This window comes from Rhizobium subbaraonis (assembly GCF_900220975.1).
Classification (GTDB): domain Bacteria; phylum Pseudomonadota; class Alphaproteobacteria; order Rhizobiales; family Rhizobiaceae; genus Mycoplana; species Mycoplana subbaraonis.
Window position 1 is genome coordinate 144,925 of sequence record NZ_OBQD01000012.1, and the last position, 16,308, is coordinate 161,232.

Genomic DNA, 16,308 nt, shown 5'->3' on the forward strand with positions numbered 1-16,308 from the left:
GCTCCTTCCGCGCTGCACCGCAACGCGCGGTGCCTTCCGCGTGTGCCAAAATGGTTCAACCGATATTCCGGTTGCATCGTCGGCAATTACGCGGACTAATGCCACGCGAAACCGATCGTCGACGGGAGGAGAACCGATCCAGCAGCACGCATGCATCATGACTGATTCCCATCATGAAATGGAGCACGTGACTATGCAGCGAAATGATCACGACGACAGACCCAATAGCGAGCGCGCACTCAGCCGCCGCGACCTTCTGCTTGCGGGGAGCGCACTGACCGCCGCATCTCTGGTGGTGCCTTCGGCGGCGAATGCCCAAACGCAATCACAGGATCAACAGCAGCCGTCCACGGCATCCGGCAAGCCCAACATCCTCGTCATCTTCGGCGACGACATCGGGATCGCCAACATCAGCGCCTACACGCACGGCCTGATGGGCTACCCCACGCCGAATATCGACCGCGTCGCCAGCGAGGGTCTGATGTTCCTCCACTACTATGCCGAACAATCCTGCACGGCGGGCCGGGCGGCCTTCCTGACCGGACAGCACGGCATCCGCACCGGCCTGACAAAGGTCGGCTTTCCCGGCGCGCCGATGGGCATGAGCCAGCTCGATCCCTCGATCGGCGGGCTGCTGAAGAACCTCGGCTATGCAACCGGACAGTTCGGCAAGAACCATGTGGGCGACCGCAACGAGACATTGCCGACGGTGAACGGCTTCGACGAATTCTTCGGCAATCTCTATCACCTCAACGCCGAGGAGGAGCCGGAACTGCCGGACTATCCGAAAGACCCCGCTTACCTGGCCAAGTTCGGCCCGCGCGGCGTCTTGCGCTGCAAGGCGACCGACGTCGACGATCCGACCGAGGATCCGCGCTTCGGCCGCGTCGGCAAGCAGACGATCGAGGACACCGGCGCGCTTACGAAGAAACGCATGGAGACGATCGACGACGAGACCTCTGCGGCAGCGATCGATTTCATGAAGCGGCAGCAGACCGCCGGCCAGCCCTTCTTCTGCTGGTTCAATTCCACGCGGATGCACCTGCGCACCCATGTGCGCGACAGCCACCGCGGCCGCTACCAGCACGGCGACAGCGAATACATCGACGGCATGATGGAGCATGACGACACGGTCGGCACGCTGCTGCAGGCGCTGGACGACATGGGGGTGACGAACGACACCCTCGTCCTCTACACCACCGACAACGGCCCGCACATGAACACCTGGCCGGACGGCGCGATGACCTGGTTCCGCTCGGAGAAGAACACCAACTGGGAAGGCGCCTTCCGCGTACCATGCTTCGTGCGCTGGCCGGGCGTCATCGAGCCGGGGACGGTGACGAACGAACTGATGAGTCACAACGACTGGGTGCCGACGCTCTGCGCGATCGCCGGCGAGCCGCAGATCGTCGAAAAGCTGAAGGCGGGTTATACCGCCAACGGACTGAACTACAAGGTACACCTGGACGGCTACGACCAGTCGACGTTCCTGCGCACCGTACGCGGGACGGCGACCGTCAACAACGGCGTCAAGAGCGCCCGCGACAAGTTCTTCTATTCCGACGACGACGGGCTGCTGGTAGCCATGCGGCACGGCGACTACAAGTACGTCTTCTCCGAGCAGCGCAAGGAAGGGACCATGGGGGTCTGGGCGGAACCCTTCACCACGCTGCGGCTGCAGAAGATCTTCAACCTCTATCAGGATCCGTTCGAACGCGCCGACATCACCTCCAATACGTTCTGGGATTGGCAGCTCAACCACGTCGGCAGCGCCTATGGGATGATGGACGACGTCTTCACGTTCGTGGCGACGTTCAAGGACTTCCCGCCTCGCTCCTTCCCGCCGAGCTTCAATCCCGCCAACGTGATGGAATCGACGCTCGACGGCATCAAGCGCAGGGAGGCGTTGAAGCAGAACCTCGATCTCGAGCGCATCCGCGGCGGCCTCAACAACATGCTCGACGACGTGCTGCAGCACCGCGCGCAGTAACACGCCGCCCGGCCCGGCTAGCAGTTTGCGTCCGGGCGGGGCGGCAATGCCGGCGGCGGAACATCCCACCGGGGCGACTTCCGCCGGGCGCACCGGCCAGCGCGCCTGTGCCGCTTGACCCGGAGAACGCGCGCCTTAAATTGCAGCAAATGGCAGAGCGAGACGACAGTGCAGGGCCCGTAACGACGATGCAGGCGCTGCGCCGGCACCTGCGCGGCCTTTATTTCGGCAGCGATCCGCGCGCGCTCGCCTTCCAGCTGGCGATGATGGTCATCGACCTCGCCATCATCGTCTTCTTCATCGCCGGCCCCTATCTGCGCGCCGGCAATGCCTATCTCCTGGTCGACTACGTCGTGGCCGCGATCATCACCTTAGAGACCGTGGCACGCATGCTGGTGGCGCCAAACCTGCGCTATTGGCTGGCCCGGCCGATGACCTGGATCGACCTCGTCATCCTGGCCACCCTGCTCTTTCCCAACCAGCTCGCCAACTTCGCCTTCCTGCGGGCATTGCGCATCTGGTCGATCAGCCAGAGCCGGCTGTTCTCGCTGCTCCTTCGCCGTCAGGGCCTTTCCGACTACGAGGATACGATCCAGGCCTGCGTCAATTTCCTGGTCTTCCTGTTCCTCGTCACCGGCTTCGTCTATTCGACCTTCTTCTATGGCGAGAACGTCAGCGGCTTCGTCGATGCGCTGTATTTCACCGTCGCCACTGTCACCACCACCGGCTTCGGCGACATCACGCTCCCCGGCACGCTCGGCAAGCTGACCTCGATCGTCACCATGATCATCGGCATCTCGCTGTTCGTTCGACTGGCTCAGACGATCGTCAAGCCGCACAAGGTGCCCTTTCCCTGCCCGCAATGCGGCCTGAAGCGCCATGACGCAGACGCGGTCCACTGCAAGGCCTGCGGCCACGTGCTGAACATTCCCGACGAGGGCACGTGACGCCGGCGGTCGAAAACGCGGCTATCCTTTCGGGCGACGCGCTTGTGCTTGGAAAAGGCCGACTTAGGCGATAGGAACGGTGACGCCTGCCCATCGTGCTGCAGGCGAACGATTGAAGGACAGGAACGGCCGATGACCCTGAAGGACACGCGCATTCTTCTGATCATCTCTGGCGGGATCGCGGCCTACAAGAGCCTCGACCTGATCCGCCGCCTGCGCGAGCGCGGCGCCAGGGTCATTCCGGTCATGACCGCCGGCGCGCAGCAGTTCGTGACGCCGCTTGCGGTCGGCGCGCTTTCGTCCGGCCACGTCTTCACCGATCTCTTTTCGCGCGAGGACGAGCAGGACGTCGGCCACATCCGGCTGGCACGGGACTGCGATCTGGTGCTGGTCGCGCCGGCAACTGCCGACCTGATGGCGAAAATGGCAAACGGCCTGGCCGACGACCTCGCCTCGACAGTGCTGCTCGCCGCCGACCGGCCGGTGTTGATCGCGCCGGCGATGAACCCGAAAATGTGGTCCCATCCCGCAACCTTGCGCAATGCCGAAACGCTTGCCGGCGACGGCATCCGCTTCGTCGGCCCCAAGGCCGGAGAGATGGCCGAAGGCGGTGAGGCGGGACTTGGCCGCATGGCCGAACCGCTGGAGATCGTGGCAGCCGTCGAAGGGCTCCTTGATGCCCGCGCAGGCGGCCAGCCTTTGCCGCTTTCAGGCAGGCGCGCGATCGTCACGTCAGGACCGACGCACGAGCCGATCGACCCCGTGCGCTACATCGCCAACCGTTCCTCGGGCAAGCAGGGCCATGCGATCGCAGCAGCCCTTGCGAAGCTCGGGGCCGAGGTCACGCTCGTCTCCGGTCCGGTGGAAATCGCCGACCCATCAGGCGTCCGCGTCGTCCACGTCGAACGCGCCGAGGAGATGCTGGACGCGGTTGTCGCGGCCCTGCCCGCCGACATCGCCGTGATGGTCGCAGCCGTCGCCGACTGGCGCGTGGCGGCATCGGCGGGCGAGAAGATCAAGAAGAAGCCCGGCGAGGCGCCGCCGCCGCTGCAACTGGCAGAAAATCCCGACATCCTGAAGACGATCGGCCACCATGCGGCGCGGCCCAGGCTCGTCGTCGGCTTTGCCGCTGAGACCCAGAACCTCGAGGCGAATGCCCGCGACAAGCTGAAGCGCAAGGGCGCCGACCTCATCGTCGCCAACGACGTGTCGCCTGCTACCGGCATCATGGGCGGCGACCGCAACAACGTGAAGATCGTCAGCAGCGACGGCATCGACGCATGGCCCGAGCTGTCGAAGCAAGAGGTCGCCGAAAGGCTGGCGAACCTTATTGCAACACGGCTGACGGAGCTTCGCTAGCGCCCTCGCCTAAAGGCTCACCTCTTCCCGCTCAACCCACGACAGCAAGGTCCGGTCGCCGTTGCGCCGTCTTTGGCGCCAGGCGGGCGGCTGGCGAAAACAGTCGGACGTCGACGCCGTCCTCGCCGAGCACCACAGCGCTTCCGTCCGGAATCTCCACCCACGCCTCGGTGTCGTCGTTCAGCGGCTCGGAGACAAGGCAATAGCCACCCGTCCCGCCCATTGGCGCGGCGTAGAGCGTGGGCGCGCGATCATCGGTGGCGTAACGGATCGCGTAGAGGGTCTTTCCATCGGAAAGGGCGGCCGTGAAGCGCACCAGCACCTTACGCTCCAGATGCTGCGCCAGCCGCTCGACGAAGGAAATCGCCTCTGCGATGGCGGTCAGGGGATCGTGAGCGAGGCCGAACTGCAGGGCGAGCAGAAACAGAAGTTCCGAATCCGTAGCCCCGGTGCGGGCCGCATAGAGATCGTTGTCGAGCATCGTCTCCATCGGCCGGCGCAGATGTTCGAAATCGGCGATCTGGCCGTTGTGCATGAACGACCAGACCCCATGGACGAAAGGATGGCAATTGTCGCGGCGCGTGCCGCCGCCGGTTGCCGCACGGACATGGGCGAGGAACAGTCTTGAGCGGATCTGCCGCGCAATGCTCTTGAGATTGCAGTCCGACCAGGCCGGAAGGATATCGCGGTAGCGGCCTGGCTCCGGGCGTTCGCCATACCAAGCGATGCCGAAGCCGTCGCCGTTCGTCGCCGTCTTGGCGCGGGTGGCGCAATGCGACTGCACGATCAGCGAATGCGCCGGCGAGGAGACGATTTCCTCCAGGAAAAGCGGTTCACCGCGATAGGCTGCCCAACGGCACATAGGCTCAACTCGCTTGGCTGCCGGCCATAGCGGCCGAAGGGACGAATGCATGCATGTGCTGGTGTCAGAATCATCGAAAATGGGTAAAAATGCGTTAACGAAAGTAAATTTCCGGAAACCATGTTCGCTCCTCCAGTCACGACGGGAGCACCGCGCGACATCCCCTCTCAGGCGTACTTGCCCGGCGAGGGCTTTGCCGGCGCCTGTCGTGTGCTTCAACAGCTTTTCGGGATGGCGGGAGACCCGGACTTGGCTGGACAAGGTGAAGATGCGGGTATTTAATTAGCAATCAATTAAATACGGCTTCGGAGGGCGTCATGGCGAACGTCGAGTGGAAGCTTCAGGGACGCGAGTTCATTCACTGCAATTGCGCCTACGGATGCCCGTGCCAGTTCAACGCGCTGCCGACGCACGGCACTTGTTATGCGGTCGGTGCGATCGACATCGAAGATGGTTTTCACGGCGAAACCCGGCTCGACGGGTTGCGGATCGCCATGATCGTCGCATGGCCCGGCGCGATCCACGAGGGCGGCGGCCAATGCGTGCCGATCGTCGACGAGCGGGCGACGCCGCAACAGCGCGAAGCGCTCTTGCGCATCATGAGCGGAGAGGACACCGATCCGGGCGCGACCTTCTTCGCCGTCTTCGCCACCACCTTCGCTACGGTACACGACCCGGTTTTCAGCCGGATCGACTTCGATCTGGACATCGACGCTCGCACCGCCCGGATCGTCATCCCCGGATGGATGGATACGCGTGGCGAGCCCATCCGCAATCCCGTGACGGGAGAAGACCACCGCGCCCGCATCACCCTGCCGCACGGGTTCGAATACGACACATGCGAGGTGGGGCGCGGCTGGGCGGAGACGAAGGGACCGATCGAGCTCTCGCTTGCCGACAGCCACGCCCATTTCAGCAGGCTGCACATGACCGGCGCCGGCGTCGTCCACGGCTGAAACATCATGGGAGACCCAGCACTCGAAAGGCTGCTCAAGCGCGACCGGGCAATCGTCGCCGTGTGCCTGGTTGTCATGACGGTGCTAGCCTGGCTCTACCTGCTCTCGCTCGCCCGATCCATGGGCGCGGCCCACGTGCCGGTGAACGGCGCGGGCACCATGGAAGGCATGCCGGGAATGGAGGATATGCCGGGGATGGACATGTCGGGTATGCAGACCTCCGACGTGGCGCCGGCGGGATGGAACTCGGACAATACGGTGCTCGTGGTCGCCATGTGGTTCGTGATGATGGTCGGTATGATGCTGCCGTCAGCCGCGCCGATGATTCTCCTCTATGCCCGGGTGGGGCGCCATGCGAGCGCGAAGGGGGCCCCCTTTGCGGCAACCGGCGTGTTCTGCGCCGGCTATCTTGCAGTCTGGTTCCTGTTTTCGCTCGCAGCGACGCTGGCACAGTGGATATTGGAGCAGGCGGTGCTGATCACGCCGATGCTGGACAGCGCGAGCCCCCTTCTCAGCGCAGCCCTTCTGATCACGGCCGGGCTCTACCAATGGACACCGCTGAAGAGCGCATGCCTCGGCAAGTGCCGCGCGCCGGCCGCCTTCCTGCAGGCCGCCGGCGGCTTCAGGCGCGATGCGGCCGGTGCGTTTCTCATGGGCATGCGCCACGGCGCCTACTGCGTCGGCTGCTGCTGGCCGCTGATGCTGCTGCTGTTCGTCGGCGGGGTGATGAACATCCTGTGGATCGCCGTGATCGCAATCTTCGTGCTGGCGGAGAAGCTTCTGCCCGGCGGCGACCGCATGGGCCGCGCCGCTGGCGTCGTTCTGATAGCCGCCGGCGCATGGCTGATGCTGCGCGGGATGGCGCACGCGGAACCGCTGCAGCGGCTGTCGCTGGCGGCTCTCGGCATGAAAACACCCGCGTGGATCAAATACCACGCGGGCGTCCACGATCTTCTTCCTTCGACTACGCCGGAGCAGCCGACAAAGGCGGCGATGAGGGGCCTCACGCCGCCTTGGCGACGTGATACTCCTTGATCGCTGCCATCTTTATCGCCGGATAGCGCTCGGCCTCGTAGCGCAGCGAGAACGCGTCCTGCGCCAGGAACACCGGGTCGCCGTCGAGATCGCGGGCGATGTCGCCACGCCGCGCGGTGACGAACTTGTCCAGGTCAACGGGACTGTCGGCCGAGATCCAGCGGCAGACGGAGAAGCGCGACATCTCGAAAGACACCGGCAGACCGTATTCCGCCTGCAGGCGCTCCTTCAGCACGTCGAGCTGCAGCGCGCCGACAACGCCGACGATCGCAGGCGAACCGTCCTCCGGTGAAAACAGCTGCACGACGCCCTCTTCGGCCATCTGCTGCAGGGCTTCCTTCAGCTTCTTCGCCTTCATCGCGTCCTCGAGGCGGACGCGGCGCAGGATTTCCGGCGAGAAGTTCGGTACGCCCTCGAAGACCAGCGCCTCGCCCTCGGTCAGCGTATCGCCGATGCGCAGCGTGCCGTGGTTCGGAATGCCGACCACGTCGCCGGCATAGGCCGTATCGGCAAGCTGGCGCTGCGAGGCGAAGAAGAACTGCGGCGCGGTGAGACCAAGCTGCTTTCCAGTGCGCGACAGCCGCGCCTTCATGCCGCGCTCCAGCTTGCCGGAGCAGACGCGGGCGAAGGCGATGCGGTCGCGGTGGTTCGGGTCCATGTTCGCCTGGATCTTGAACACGAAGGCAGTCATCTTGTCTTCGGCAGCATGCACGGTGCGGGTGTCGGCAACCTGGTCGCGCGGCGGCGGGGCAAAGGCACCGAGCGCATTGATGAGGTCGCGCACGCCGAAATTGCGCAAGGCCGAGCCGAAGAAAACGGGTGTCAGGTGGCCTTCGAGGAAAGCCTTCTTATCGAACGGCTTGCAGGCCTCGATCGCCAGGGAAAGCTCGTCGACAAACGCCGCGCGCTCGTTTTCCGGCAGCCGATGCGAGGCCGTCTCCGGATCGTTGACGCGGGTCAGGCGTTCTTGCGTATCCGAGCCGCGCACCTCGTTGGTGGAGAGGTGGTAGGAGCCGCAGAAGGTCTTCGAGCGGCCGATCGGCCAGGTCACCGGCGCGCAATCGAGCGCCAGCTTCTCCTCGACCTCGTCCAGGATCTCGAAGGGATCGCGGCTCTCGCGGTCCATCTTGTTGACGAAGGTGATGATCGGGATGTCGCGCATGCGGCAGACCTCGAACAGCTTCAGCGTCCGCGGCTCGATACCCTTTGCCGCGTCGATGACCATGACAGCCGCGTCGACCGCCGTCAGCGTGCGGTAGGTGTCGTCGGCGAAGTCCTCGTGGCCGGGCGTGTCGAGAATGTTGAAGACATTGCCTTCATATTCGAACGTCATCACCGAGGTCACGACCGAGATGCCGCGCTCGCGCTCGATCTTCATCCAGTCCGAGCGGGTCTGGATGCGGTCCTTCTTGGCCTTGACCTCGCCGGCGAGCTGGATCGCGCCGCCGAACAGCAGCAGCTTTTCGGTCAGCGTCGTCTTGCCCGCGTCCGGGTGGGCGATAATAGCAAAGGTGCGGCGGCGGGAGACCGCCTCGGCGAGACTTTCTGCCATGTCGTGAAAATCCTGTTGATCGCGCGCTATGTAACGGTTCCGTGGAAAACTTTCAATTCGCGTTTGACCCGGACAGCAGCCGATCCGCAAATGGGGGATGAACATCCGACACGCTCCCCACCCGACCCTGAACCTCGTCCGCCTGCCGCATGGCGCCGGCCTCGATCTGCCGGCGTACGAAACGGCCGGCGCTGCCGGCATGGACCTGCGCGCCGCGGTCGAGACCGGCGAGACGCTGGTGCTTGCCCCGGGCAGCCGCGCGCTGGTGCCGACCGGCTTCATCTTCGAGATACCGGAGGGCTACGAGGCACAGATCCGCCCACGCTCCGGCCTCGCCTTCAAGCACGGCATTACCTGCCTGAATACGCCCGGCACGATCGATAGCGACTATCGCGGCGAAGTGAAGGTGCTGCTGGTCAACCTCGGTGCGGCGGATTTCGTCATCGATCGCGGCATGCGCATCGCCCAGATGGTGATCGCGCCGGTCGTGCAGGCGCAGGTGCGCGAGGTGACGGAGGCGGGCGCGACCGAGCGGGGTGCGGGCGGCTTCGGTTCGACCGGGGTCTAAGGAACAACCGGCAGATGACTGACGATCGGGCCGGGCTGATCTTTCGCGAGGACTATTTCGGCGATCCCGCCGGCTGGGCGGCGGTGAAGGCGCTGCTTGTCGACGTCTTCGGCGTCGATGTCAGCCCGCTCGACCGGCTGGGCGGACCTGACCAGACACTGATGTCGTCGGCCTGGTTCGACGAAAGCGCGCGGTGCGTGGCGAATTTTTCCGCCTTTTCGATGCCGCTCGTGATCGATGGGCGCCCGGTGAAAGCGGCCGCGCTGCAATCCGGTGCAGTGCTGCCGCAATATCGTGGTCGTGGCCTCTTCCGCGATCTCGTCCGCCGCGTGCTGCAGCGCTGCGACGCGCAGGGCTTCGAAGCGATCTTGCTCTACACCGACAAGCCGCAGCTCTACGAACCCTACGGTTTCGGGATCCTGCCGGAACATCGCTTTGCCGGGGGTGCGCCGGCCGTGAGCGCGGCATCGCCGTCCTTCCGCACGCTCGACATGAACGATGCCGACGACGTTTCCCTTGTTCGCGGCCTACTGGAAAGCCGCGCTGCGGTCTCGCAGCGACTTGCCGTGATCCGGAACATGCAGACGTTCCTGCTCAACACCGTGCTCGTGCAGGGCGTGACGTTCAGCCTCCTGCCGCAGCATTCGGCCGTCGTTGCCTGGAGCGAAAACGCAGAGGGCACCGTTTTCACGCTGCACGACGTGGTGGCTGCCAGCATGCCATCGCTTTGCGAGATCCTGCAGGCCATTGGAAGGCAGCCGGAAAGGGTCGAAGTTCTGTTCGCCCCGGATCAGCTTGGCTGGCAGGGCGAAGGCATTCCCGAAGACGGCGATCTGCGCTTCATGCTGCGCAGCCAGCCCGGCCTTTCCCCGAATGGTCCTTGCCGGCTTTCGCCCATGGCAGAGTTCTGAGCCGCATTTAAGGGCTAAGCCCCCGGCAGCCGCCGCTTTGCCGAGGTCGGCACGACCGTCGACCTGCTGGTCTTCGCGCGCTCTGCACTGCCAGCCAAAAGCCCGTCGAAGTTCTTCCATGCGTGCAAAGATGCGCGCCTTGAAACGGTCGCCACCGGTGACCTTGCCGCATTCCACGCATTGCGGCATCTCCTGGACCATCCACTTTAAGATGTGGAACGGACCCCGGCATGTCCCGCAGCCGGTACAGTTTGCAGGCTCCGCAGTCATCCTGCGGCGGGCGTGGCGCTTGGCCGGCCGGCGTGCGGCCCGATCCATTCCTACGCCTGGGCGGGTAACGTCCGGCAACACGCCGGACGTTAACCGGATTCTTCACTTCGCCTGTCGGGTCGTCTCGAACAGGAACCAGGTGCGGCGCTCGGCCTCGTCGATCCAGTTTTCCAGGAGGCTGGCGGTGGCGACGTCGTTGTGCTCGTCGCACAGGTCGTGCGTTTCACGTAGGAGGGAGACCAGGTGCTTGTTGTCCTCCAGCAGTTCGGCCAGCATGTCCCCGGGCGTCACGTAGTCGGCGTCATTGTCGGGGATCCGCTGCAGCCGTGCCGCATGGCCGATGGAACGCAGGGTTGTTCCGCCAATCTTGCGGGCCCGCTCGGCAATGTCGTCCGTCGTCGCGAAGATCTGCTCGGCCTGTTCGTCCAGCAGCAGGTGGTAATCACGAAAGTGGGGGCCTGAGACGTGCCAGTGGAAATTTTTCGTCTTGAGGTACAATGCGAACATGTCGGCAAGGAGGGTGGTGAGCGCGGCCGAGATATCGGTGATCGCATTCGAGGGCAAACCGGAGGGGGTCTTGAGTGGTGCAATCCTGCGTTTTTCGGCAGAGGAGGAAGACATGCGGGCTCTCCTTGTTGGGACAGATAAGGCAATGAACCGACGCAACGTGCACTTGGCGCTCGTCGGGAAATCGAAATCGGGCCGCTCTTCGGCGGTTGACGACCGCACCAAAGCTAGAGCGAAGGGCGCAATCTTCAACGGCCTTCGGCCTGTCGCGCGCCTTGTCCGGCATGCCGGCCGCGCCCGATTTTCTTTGCCGCCAAACGCGCTCCCTGCCGGGCGCTTGAAAGCCCATCTGCCGAGGCGTAGAGAGAACACAGAAGAGAGATCCAGACATGACCCTTGCCGCCCTTCTTGCCTATAGCGGAGCCCTCTTCATTGCTGCGGTGATCCCCGGCCCGGGCATCACCGCGATCGTTGCCCGCGCGCTCGGCTCGGGCTTCCGAGAGACGTTCTTCATGGGACTGGGGCTGATCCTCGGCGACATGATCTACCTCACGGCGGTGATCCTGGGGCTCGCCTTCATCGCACAGACGTTTACGACCGCCTTCATGGTCATCAAGATCGCGGGCGCACTCTATCTCGGCTATATCGCGTGGAAGCTCTGGACCACGGGCCTCGTGCCGCAGGAAATCCAGGCACGCCGCTCATCGAACGTCGCGATGTCGTTTCTTTCCGGGCTGCTGGTCACGCTGGGCAATCCGAAGACGATGCTATTCTACGTGGCGCTCGTGCCGACGCTCATCGATCTCGGCGCGATCGGCCTGAACGACTATGGGCTGCTGCTGGGGGCGACCTTCGTCGTGCTTCTCGTCGTGCTGATCCCTTACATGGCGCTGGCCTCGCGGGCGCGCACGCTTTTGAAGAAGCCGAGCGCGCTACGTACGTTGAACCGCGTGGCAGCGGGCATCCTTGCCAGCACCGCGGCCTACATCGCAACGCGCGCTGCTTGAAATAAAGATTTCCATTCAACCGGATTGCGAAGCGTTTTTTCCACTCCGTCGGCCACACATGGGTGATCCCCCACTGGTCTCGGCTGCCGTCGAAACCTATTCTCCCCTCAATGCAGATTTGAAGGGAGATTGAAATGCCTGAGACCCGCAAGCCCGGCCGCGGCCGCGTCTACGCCTCCATAACCGAGACGATCGGCGATACGCCGATCGTGCGCCTCGACAAGCTCGCAAGGGAGAAGGGCGTCAAGGCCAATCTTCTGGCAAAGCTGGAATTCTTCAACCCGATCGCCTCGGTGAAGGACCGCATCGGCGTCGCCATGATCGAGGCGCTGGAGGCACAGAGCAAAATCACCCCCGGCAAGACCACGCTGATCGAGCCGACATCGGGTAACACCGGCATCGCGCTCGCCTTTGCCGCGGCCGCAAAGGGTTACAAGCTGATCCTCACCATGCCGGAGACAATGTCGATCGAGCGCCGCAAGATGCTGGCGCTGCTGGGTGCAGAACTCGTACTCACCGAAGGGCCGAAAGGCATGAAGGGGGCAATCGCCAAGGCGGAAGAGCTGGCATCGACGCTTCCCGATGCCGTCATTCCGCAGCAGTTCGAAAATCCTGCCAATCCGGAAATTCACCGCAAGACGACGGCCGAGGAGATCTGGAACGATACCGAGGGCCAGGTCGACATCCTCGTTTCCGGCATCGGTACCGGCGGCACGATCACCGGCGCCGGTCAGGTGCTGAAGCAGAAGAAGCCGGGCCTCAAGGTGGTCGCGGTCGAGCCCGCAGACAGCCCGGTCCTTTCCGGCGGCAATCCCGGACCGCACAAGATCCAGGGAATCGGCGCCGGCTTTGCGCCGGCGATCCTCGATACCAAGATCTACGACGAGGTCGTCACCGTCAGCAACGACGAGGCATTCGAGAACGCCCGGCTGGTGGCGCGGCTCGAAGGGGTGCCGGTCGGCATCTCCTCCGGTGCGGCACTGACCGCGGCCATCAAGGTGGGCAGCCGCCCCGAGAATACGGGAAAGACCATCGTCGTCATCATTCCCTCCTTTGCCGAACGTTATCTCTCAACCGCACTGTTCGAGGGTCTGGGCGGCTGATCCCAAGCCGCCGAGCTTGCCGTGAGACGGGCGCTCCGCCCAGGATGCGCCCCGTCTTTCCCGCTCGGCGCCGCCTCTCAAGTGTCGCTACCGCCGCAGCGAGCGGTCGCGCGGGGGAATGGCGCAACTCTGCAAAGCCGTGCGCGGCTCAGGAGATGGGCTTGTGGCCTACGCACGGCCCCCGCGGATCGACGATCGGATCGAGACGCGTGTTGTTCGCGCTCAGGCCGCCGCGGCCAGACGCTCCCCTGCAATCCGGTAGGAAATCGCTTCGGCGAGATGTATGCGGCCGACGATATCCTTGCCGTCGAGATCGGCGAGCGTGCGGGCGACCTTGAGCACACGATGATAGCCGCGGGCGGAAAAGCGCATCTTTTCGGCCGCGTCCCGCAGCAATTGCAGACCGCCGGGATCGGGTTCGACGATACGCTCGATCAGCGCGGTCGACGCCCGGGCATTTGTGGAAATCCCGGAGTGGCCGAGGGCTAGAAACCGGTCACGCTGCGCCTCACGCGCCCGCGCCACGCGTGCGGCCACCGCGGCACTGGCCTCCGCCGCCATCGGCCGGATCAGATCGCTCGCCGAGACAGCCGGCACATCGATGCGGATGTCGATACGGTCCATCAACGGCGCGGAGATACGGGACTGGTAGTCGGCCATGCAGCGCGGACCGCGCGCGCAGGTCTGCCCCGGCTCGCCCGCCATGCCGCAACGGCACGGGTTCATCGCAGCGACCAGCTGGATTGCGGCGGGATAGCTGACCCGATGATTGGCACGCGCAATGACGCATTCGCCGGTTTCGAGCGGCTGGCGCAACGCATCCAGAACCTGAGGAGAAAACTCCGGGAACTCGTCAAGGAACAGAACGCCGTGATGGGCCAGCGACGCCTCGCCGGGGCGAGCGCGAAAACCGCCGCCGACGAGAGCTGCCATGGTCGCCGAATGGTGCGGCGCGCGATAGGGGCGGCGGTCGGACAGACGCCCGCCGGCCAGCTGGCCGGCGATGGAATGGATCATCGAGACTTCGAGAAGTTCGGCAGGCGCCAGTGGCGGCAGTATCGACGGCAGGCGCGCAGCGAGCATCGACTTGCCGGATCCCGGGGGCCCCACCATCAAGAGGTTGTGTCCGCCGGCGGCGGCGACCTCCAGCGCACGCTTGGCGCTTTCCTGGCCCTTGATGTCAGCGAGATCGGGCAGGTTCGCGGGCGCTGCGCGAATTGCGGGTTCGGGACGCGACAGCACCTGGGTGCCGCGAAAATGGTTCGCCAGCGCGATCAGGCTTCGCGGCGCGAGGATGTCGAGCTCGCTCCCCGCCCACGCCGCTTCCGCGCCGCTGTCGGCGGGGCATATCAATCCCTTGCCGAGGGCGTTGGCGCCGATCGCGGCCGGCAGCGCTCCGGCGATGGCGGCAATCGTGCCGTCGAGATTGAGTTCGCCGATCACGACATAGCCCTCCAGGGCATCGGCGGGAATGGCGCCGAGCGCAGCCATCAGGCCCAGGGCGATGGGGAGATCAAAGTGGCTGCCCTCCTTCGGCAGGTCGGCAGGCGCGAGATTAACCGTCACGCGCTTGGCCGGCAGCGACAGCCCCGAGGCATGAAGGGCGGCCTGGACTCGTTCGCGGCTTTCCGCCACCGCCTTGTCCGGAAGGCCGACGATCTGCATGCCGACCTTGCCGGGCGCCACCATCACCTGGACATCGACGGGAACGCCGTCGATGCCCTGAAATGCAACCGTACTGACCCGTGCCACCATGAATGCCCCCTGCGGCGGCCTCATGCCGCCGAACGTGCTGGCGAAAGAAGTGCGCATGACGGGAAGCGAGCTTGCGGCTTCCCACAATTGCATCCGCCCACCACAACCAATCTTCAAGTTGCGGTTGACACGATTACACGGGACGCGGAATATAACAAGAACAATTATCGAACAAACGCGCGTATTTTTCCCGCTCAGGCTGCATCAGGTTGCAATGGGAGAACACACGGTCCGTTTCCTTCTGCGTCACGGGGCCCCTGCCCGCCGACGGATGATGTCCACGGGCACATGTGCACGCGCGGGTATCAACGGAAGGAAGCGGAACGCAGGAACGATGGTCGACCCTTGTCCATCATCCGTACCTGCGCCCGGCATTGCGGGCGCCGGCTGAACGCTCGGGCGCGACCGCCGCTTGGAATATCGGCGCGATTGCCTACCGCTTGGTTTCGATCGCGTCCCACAGCAGGCTTGCGATGTCGGCGCCGCCGAACTTCTTCACCTCGCGGATGCCGGTCGGCGAGGTGACGTTGATCTCGGTCATGTAGTCGCCGATGACGTCGATGCCGACGAGCAGGAAGCCGCGAGCCTTCAGGGCAGGCCCGATGCGGGCGCAGATTTCCTCCTCGCGCTTCGTCAGCGCGGTCGCCTCGGCGCGGCCGCCGACATGCATGTTGGAGCGGCTGTCGTGCTCGGCGGGAACGCGGTTGATCGCGCCGACCGGCTCGCCGTCGACGAGGATGATGCGCTTGTCGCCCTTGCGCACGTCCGGCAGGTACTGCTGCGCAATGAAGGGCTCGCGGAACATCTGGCCGAACATTTCCAGGAGGGAGGAGAGATTGCGGTCGTCGCGGGTGGAGTGGAAAACGCCGGCACCGCCGTTGCCGTAGAGCGGCTTGAGGATGATATCGCCCATCTCCTCGCGAAAACGGCGAATTTCCGCCGGGTCGCGGGTGATCAGCGTTGCCGGCATCAGGTCGGCAAATTCGGTGACGAAGATCTTCTCGGGCGAGTTGCGTACCCAGGCCGGATCGTTGACCACCAGCGTCTTCGGATGGATGCGCTCCAGAAGGTGGGTGGAGGTGATGTAGGCCATGTCGAAAGGCGGATCCTGGCGCAGCAGCACCACGTCCATGGTGGAGAGGTCGATACGCTCGGGCTCGCCGAGCTCGTAGTGATCGCCCTTGATGTCGCGAAGGGTCATCGGCTCGACGGTGGCAAAGACCTTGCCGTCGCGCAGGCTGAGCTTTTCAGGCGTGTAGTGGAAGAGATTGTAGCCGCGCGCCTGGGCTTCCAGGCTCATCGCGAAGGTGGAATCGCCCGCGATATTGACGGTGGACACATGGTCCATCTGGACCGCGACGTTCTTGATCTTCGCCATGTAATTGCCCTCAGGAATTTGCCCGTCACATTTAGGGCTGCGGCCCGGCAAACGCAACGGGCGGGCATGGCATGCAGACACGTCTTTGACCCACTTTCGCAGATGACC

The 16,308-nt window shown here is 64.5% G+C and carries 13 protein-coding genes and 1 pseudogene; 9 read left to right on the forward strand and 5 right to left on the reverse strand.

The window, feature by feature from the left end; translation table 11 throughout:
* Positions 1-193 precede the first annotated feature (193 nt).
* The 3 genes from CRO48_RS19170 to coaBC all read left to right on the forward strand — a co-directional run bounded on the left by CRO48_RS19170 (position 194) and on the right by coaBC (position 4,296).
* On the forward strand, positions 194-1,990 hold the full coding sequence (locus CRO48_RS19170; RefSeq protein WP_097141475.1) for an arylsulfatase: 1,797 nt from the start codon (positions 194-196) through the stop codon (positions 1,988-1,990).
* Between the two features lie 149 nt (positions 1,991-2,139).
* A complete protein-coding gene (locus CRO48_RS19175) occupies positions 2,140-2,937 on the forward strand; it encodes an ion channel (RefSeq protein WP_097141476.1) in 798 nt (265 codons plus the stop codon).
* A gap of 132 nt (positions 2,938-3,069) precedes the next feature.
* On the forward strand, positions 3,070-4,296 hold the full coding sequence (gene coaBC / locus CRO48_RS19180) for a bifunctional phosphopantothenoylcysteine decarboxylase/phosphopantothenate--cysteine ligase CoaBC (protein WP_097141477.1): 1,227 nt from the start codon (positions 3,070-3,072) through the stop codon (positions 4,294-4,296).
* Positions 4,297-4,327: 31 nt separating this feature from the next.
* Here the strand turns inward: coaBC and CRO48_RS19185 are convergent, their stop codons facing one another.
* Positions 4,328-5,158 (reverse strand): class II glutamine amidotransferase, encoded by an 831-nt coding sequence (locus tag CRO48_RS19185; protein WP_097141478.1) that lies wholly within the window; start codon positions 5,156-5,158, stop codon positions 4,328-4,330.
* 317 nt (positions 5,159-5,475) lie between these two features.
* Between CRO48_RS19185 and CRO48_RS19190 the strand changes: the two genes are divergently transcribed.
* The gene (locus tag CRO48_RS19190) at positions 5,476-6,114 is read left to right on the forward strand and encodes a DUF1326 domain-containing protein (RefSeq protein ID WP_097141479.1); all 639 of its coding nucleotides are present in this window, start codon (positions 5,476-5,478) and stop codon (positions 6,112-6,114) included.
* A 3-nt stretch (positions 6,115-6,117) separates the two neighbouring features.
* Positions 6,118-6,978: pseudogene (locus CRO48_RS19195) on the forward strand (DUF2182 domain-containing protein); the annotation flags it as partial.
* Positions 6,979-7,117: 139 nt separating this feature from the next.
* Here the strand turns inward: CRO48_RS19195 and CRO48_RS19200 are convergent.
* Entirely contained in the window at positions 7,118-8,701 is a 1,584-nt protein-coding gene (locus CRO48_RS19200) for a peptide chain release factor 3 (protein ID WP_097141481.1), read from the reverse strand.
* A gap of 97 nt (positions 8,702-8,798) precedes the next feature.
* Here CRO48_RS19200 and dut point away from each other — a divergent pair, with 97 nt between their 5' ends.
* Positions 8,799-9,269: a dUTP diphosphatase gene (dut, locus tag CRO48_RS19205; protein WP_097141482.1), complete on the forward strand. Its 471-nt coding sequence runs from the start codon at positions 8,799-8,801 to the stop codon at positions 9,267-9,269.
* A 14-nt stretch (positions 9,270-9,283) separates the two neighbouring features.
* Positions 9,284-10,180 carry a GNAT family N-acetyltransferase gene (locus CRO48_RS19210; protein WP_097141483.1) on the forward strand — a complete coding sequence of 299 codons (897 nt, stop codon included), beginning with the start codon at positions 9,284-9,286 and terminating at the stop codon, positions 10,178-10,180.
* Positions 10,181-10,552: 372 nt separating this feature from the next.
* On the opposite strand, the gene CRO48_RS19215 is transcribed toward CRO48_RS19210, so the two are convergent.
* Positions 10,553-11,071, reverse strand: coding sequence for a Dps family protein (locus tag CRO48_RS19215; RefSeq protein WP_097141484.1), 519 nt, complete (start codon positions 11,069-11,071; stop codon positions 10,553-10,555).
* Positions 11,072-11,346: 275 nt separating this feature from the next.
* Between CRO48_RS19215 and CRO48_RS19220 the strand changes: the two genes are divergently transcribed.
* Both CRO48_RS19220 and cysK read left to right on the forward strand, forming a co-directional pair.
* Complete coding sequence (locus CRO48_RS19220) at positions 11,347-11,964, forward strand: LysE family translocator (RefSeq protein ID WP_097141485.1); 618 nt, start codon at positions 11,347-11,349, stop codon at positions 11,962-11,964.
* A gap of 134 nt (positions 11,965-12,098) precedes the next feature.
* Positions 12,099-13,067: a cysteine synthase A gene (gene cysK / locus CRO48_RS19225; RefSeq protein ID WP_097141486.1), complete on the forward strand. Its 969-nt coding sequence runs from the start codon at positions 12,099-12,101 to the stop codon at positions 13,065-13,067.
* A 222-nt stretch (positions 13,068-13,289) separates the two neighbouring features.
* Here the strand turns inward: cysK and CRO48_RS19230 are convergent, their stop codons facing one another.
* Both CRO48_RS19230 and gshB read right to left on the reverse strand, forming a co-directional pair.
* Complete coding sequence (locus CRO48_RS19230; RefSeq protein WP_097141543.1) at positions 13,290-14,822, reverse strand: YifB family Mg chelatase-like AAA ATPase; 1,533 nt, start codon at positions 14,820-14,822, stop codon at positions 13,290-13,292.
* A 433-nt stretch (positions 14,823-15,255) separates the two neighbouring features.
* Positions 15,256-16,200 carry a glutathione synthase gene (gene gshB / locus CRO48_RS19235; protein ID WP_097141487.1) on the reverse strand — a complete coding sequence of 315 codons (945 nt, stop codon included), beginning with the start codon at positions 16,198-16,200 and terminating at the stop codon, positions 15,256-15,258.
* Between the last annotated feature and the right edge of the window lie 108 nt (positions 16,201-16,308).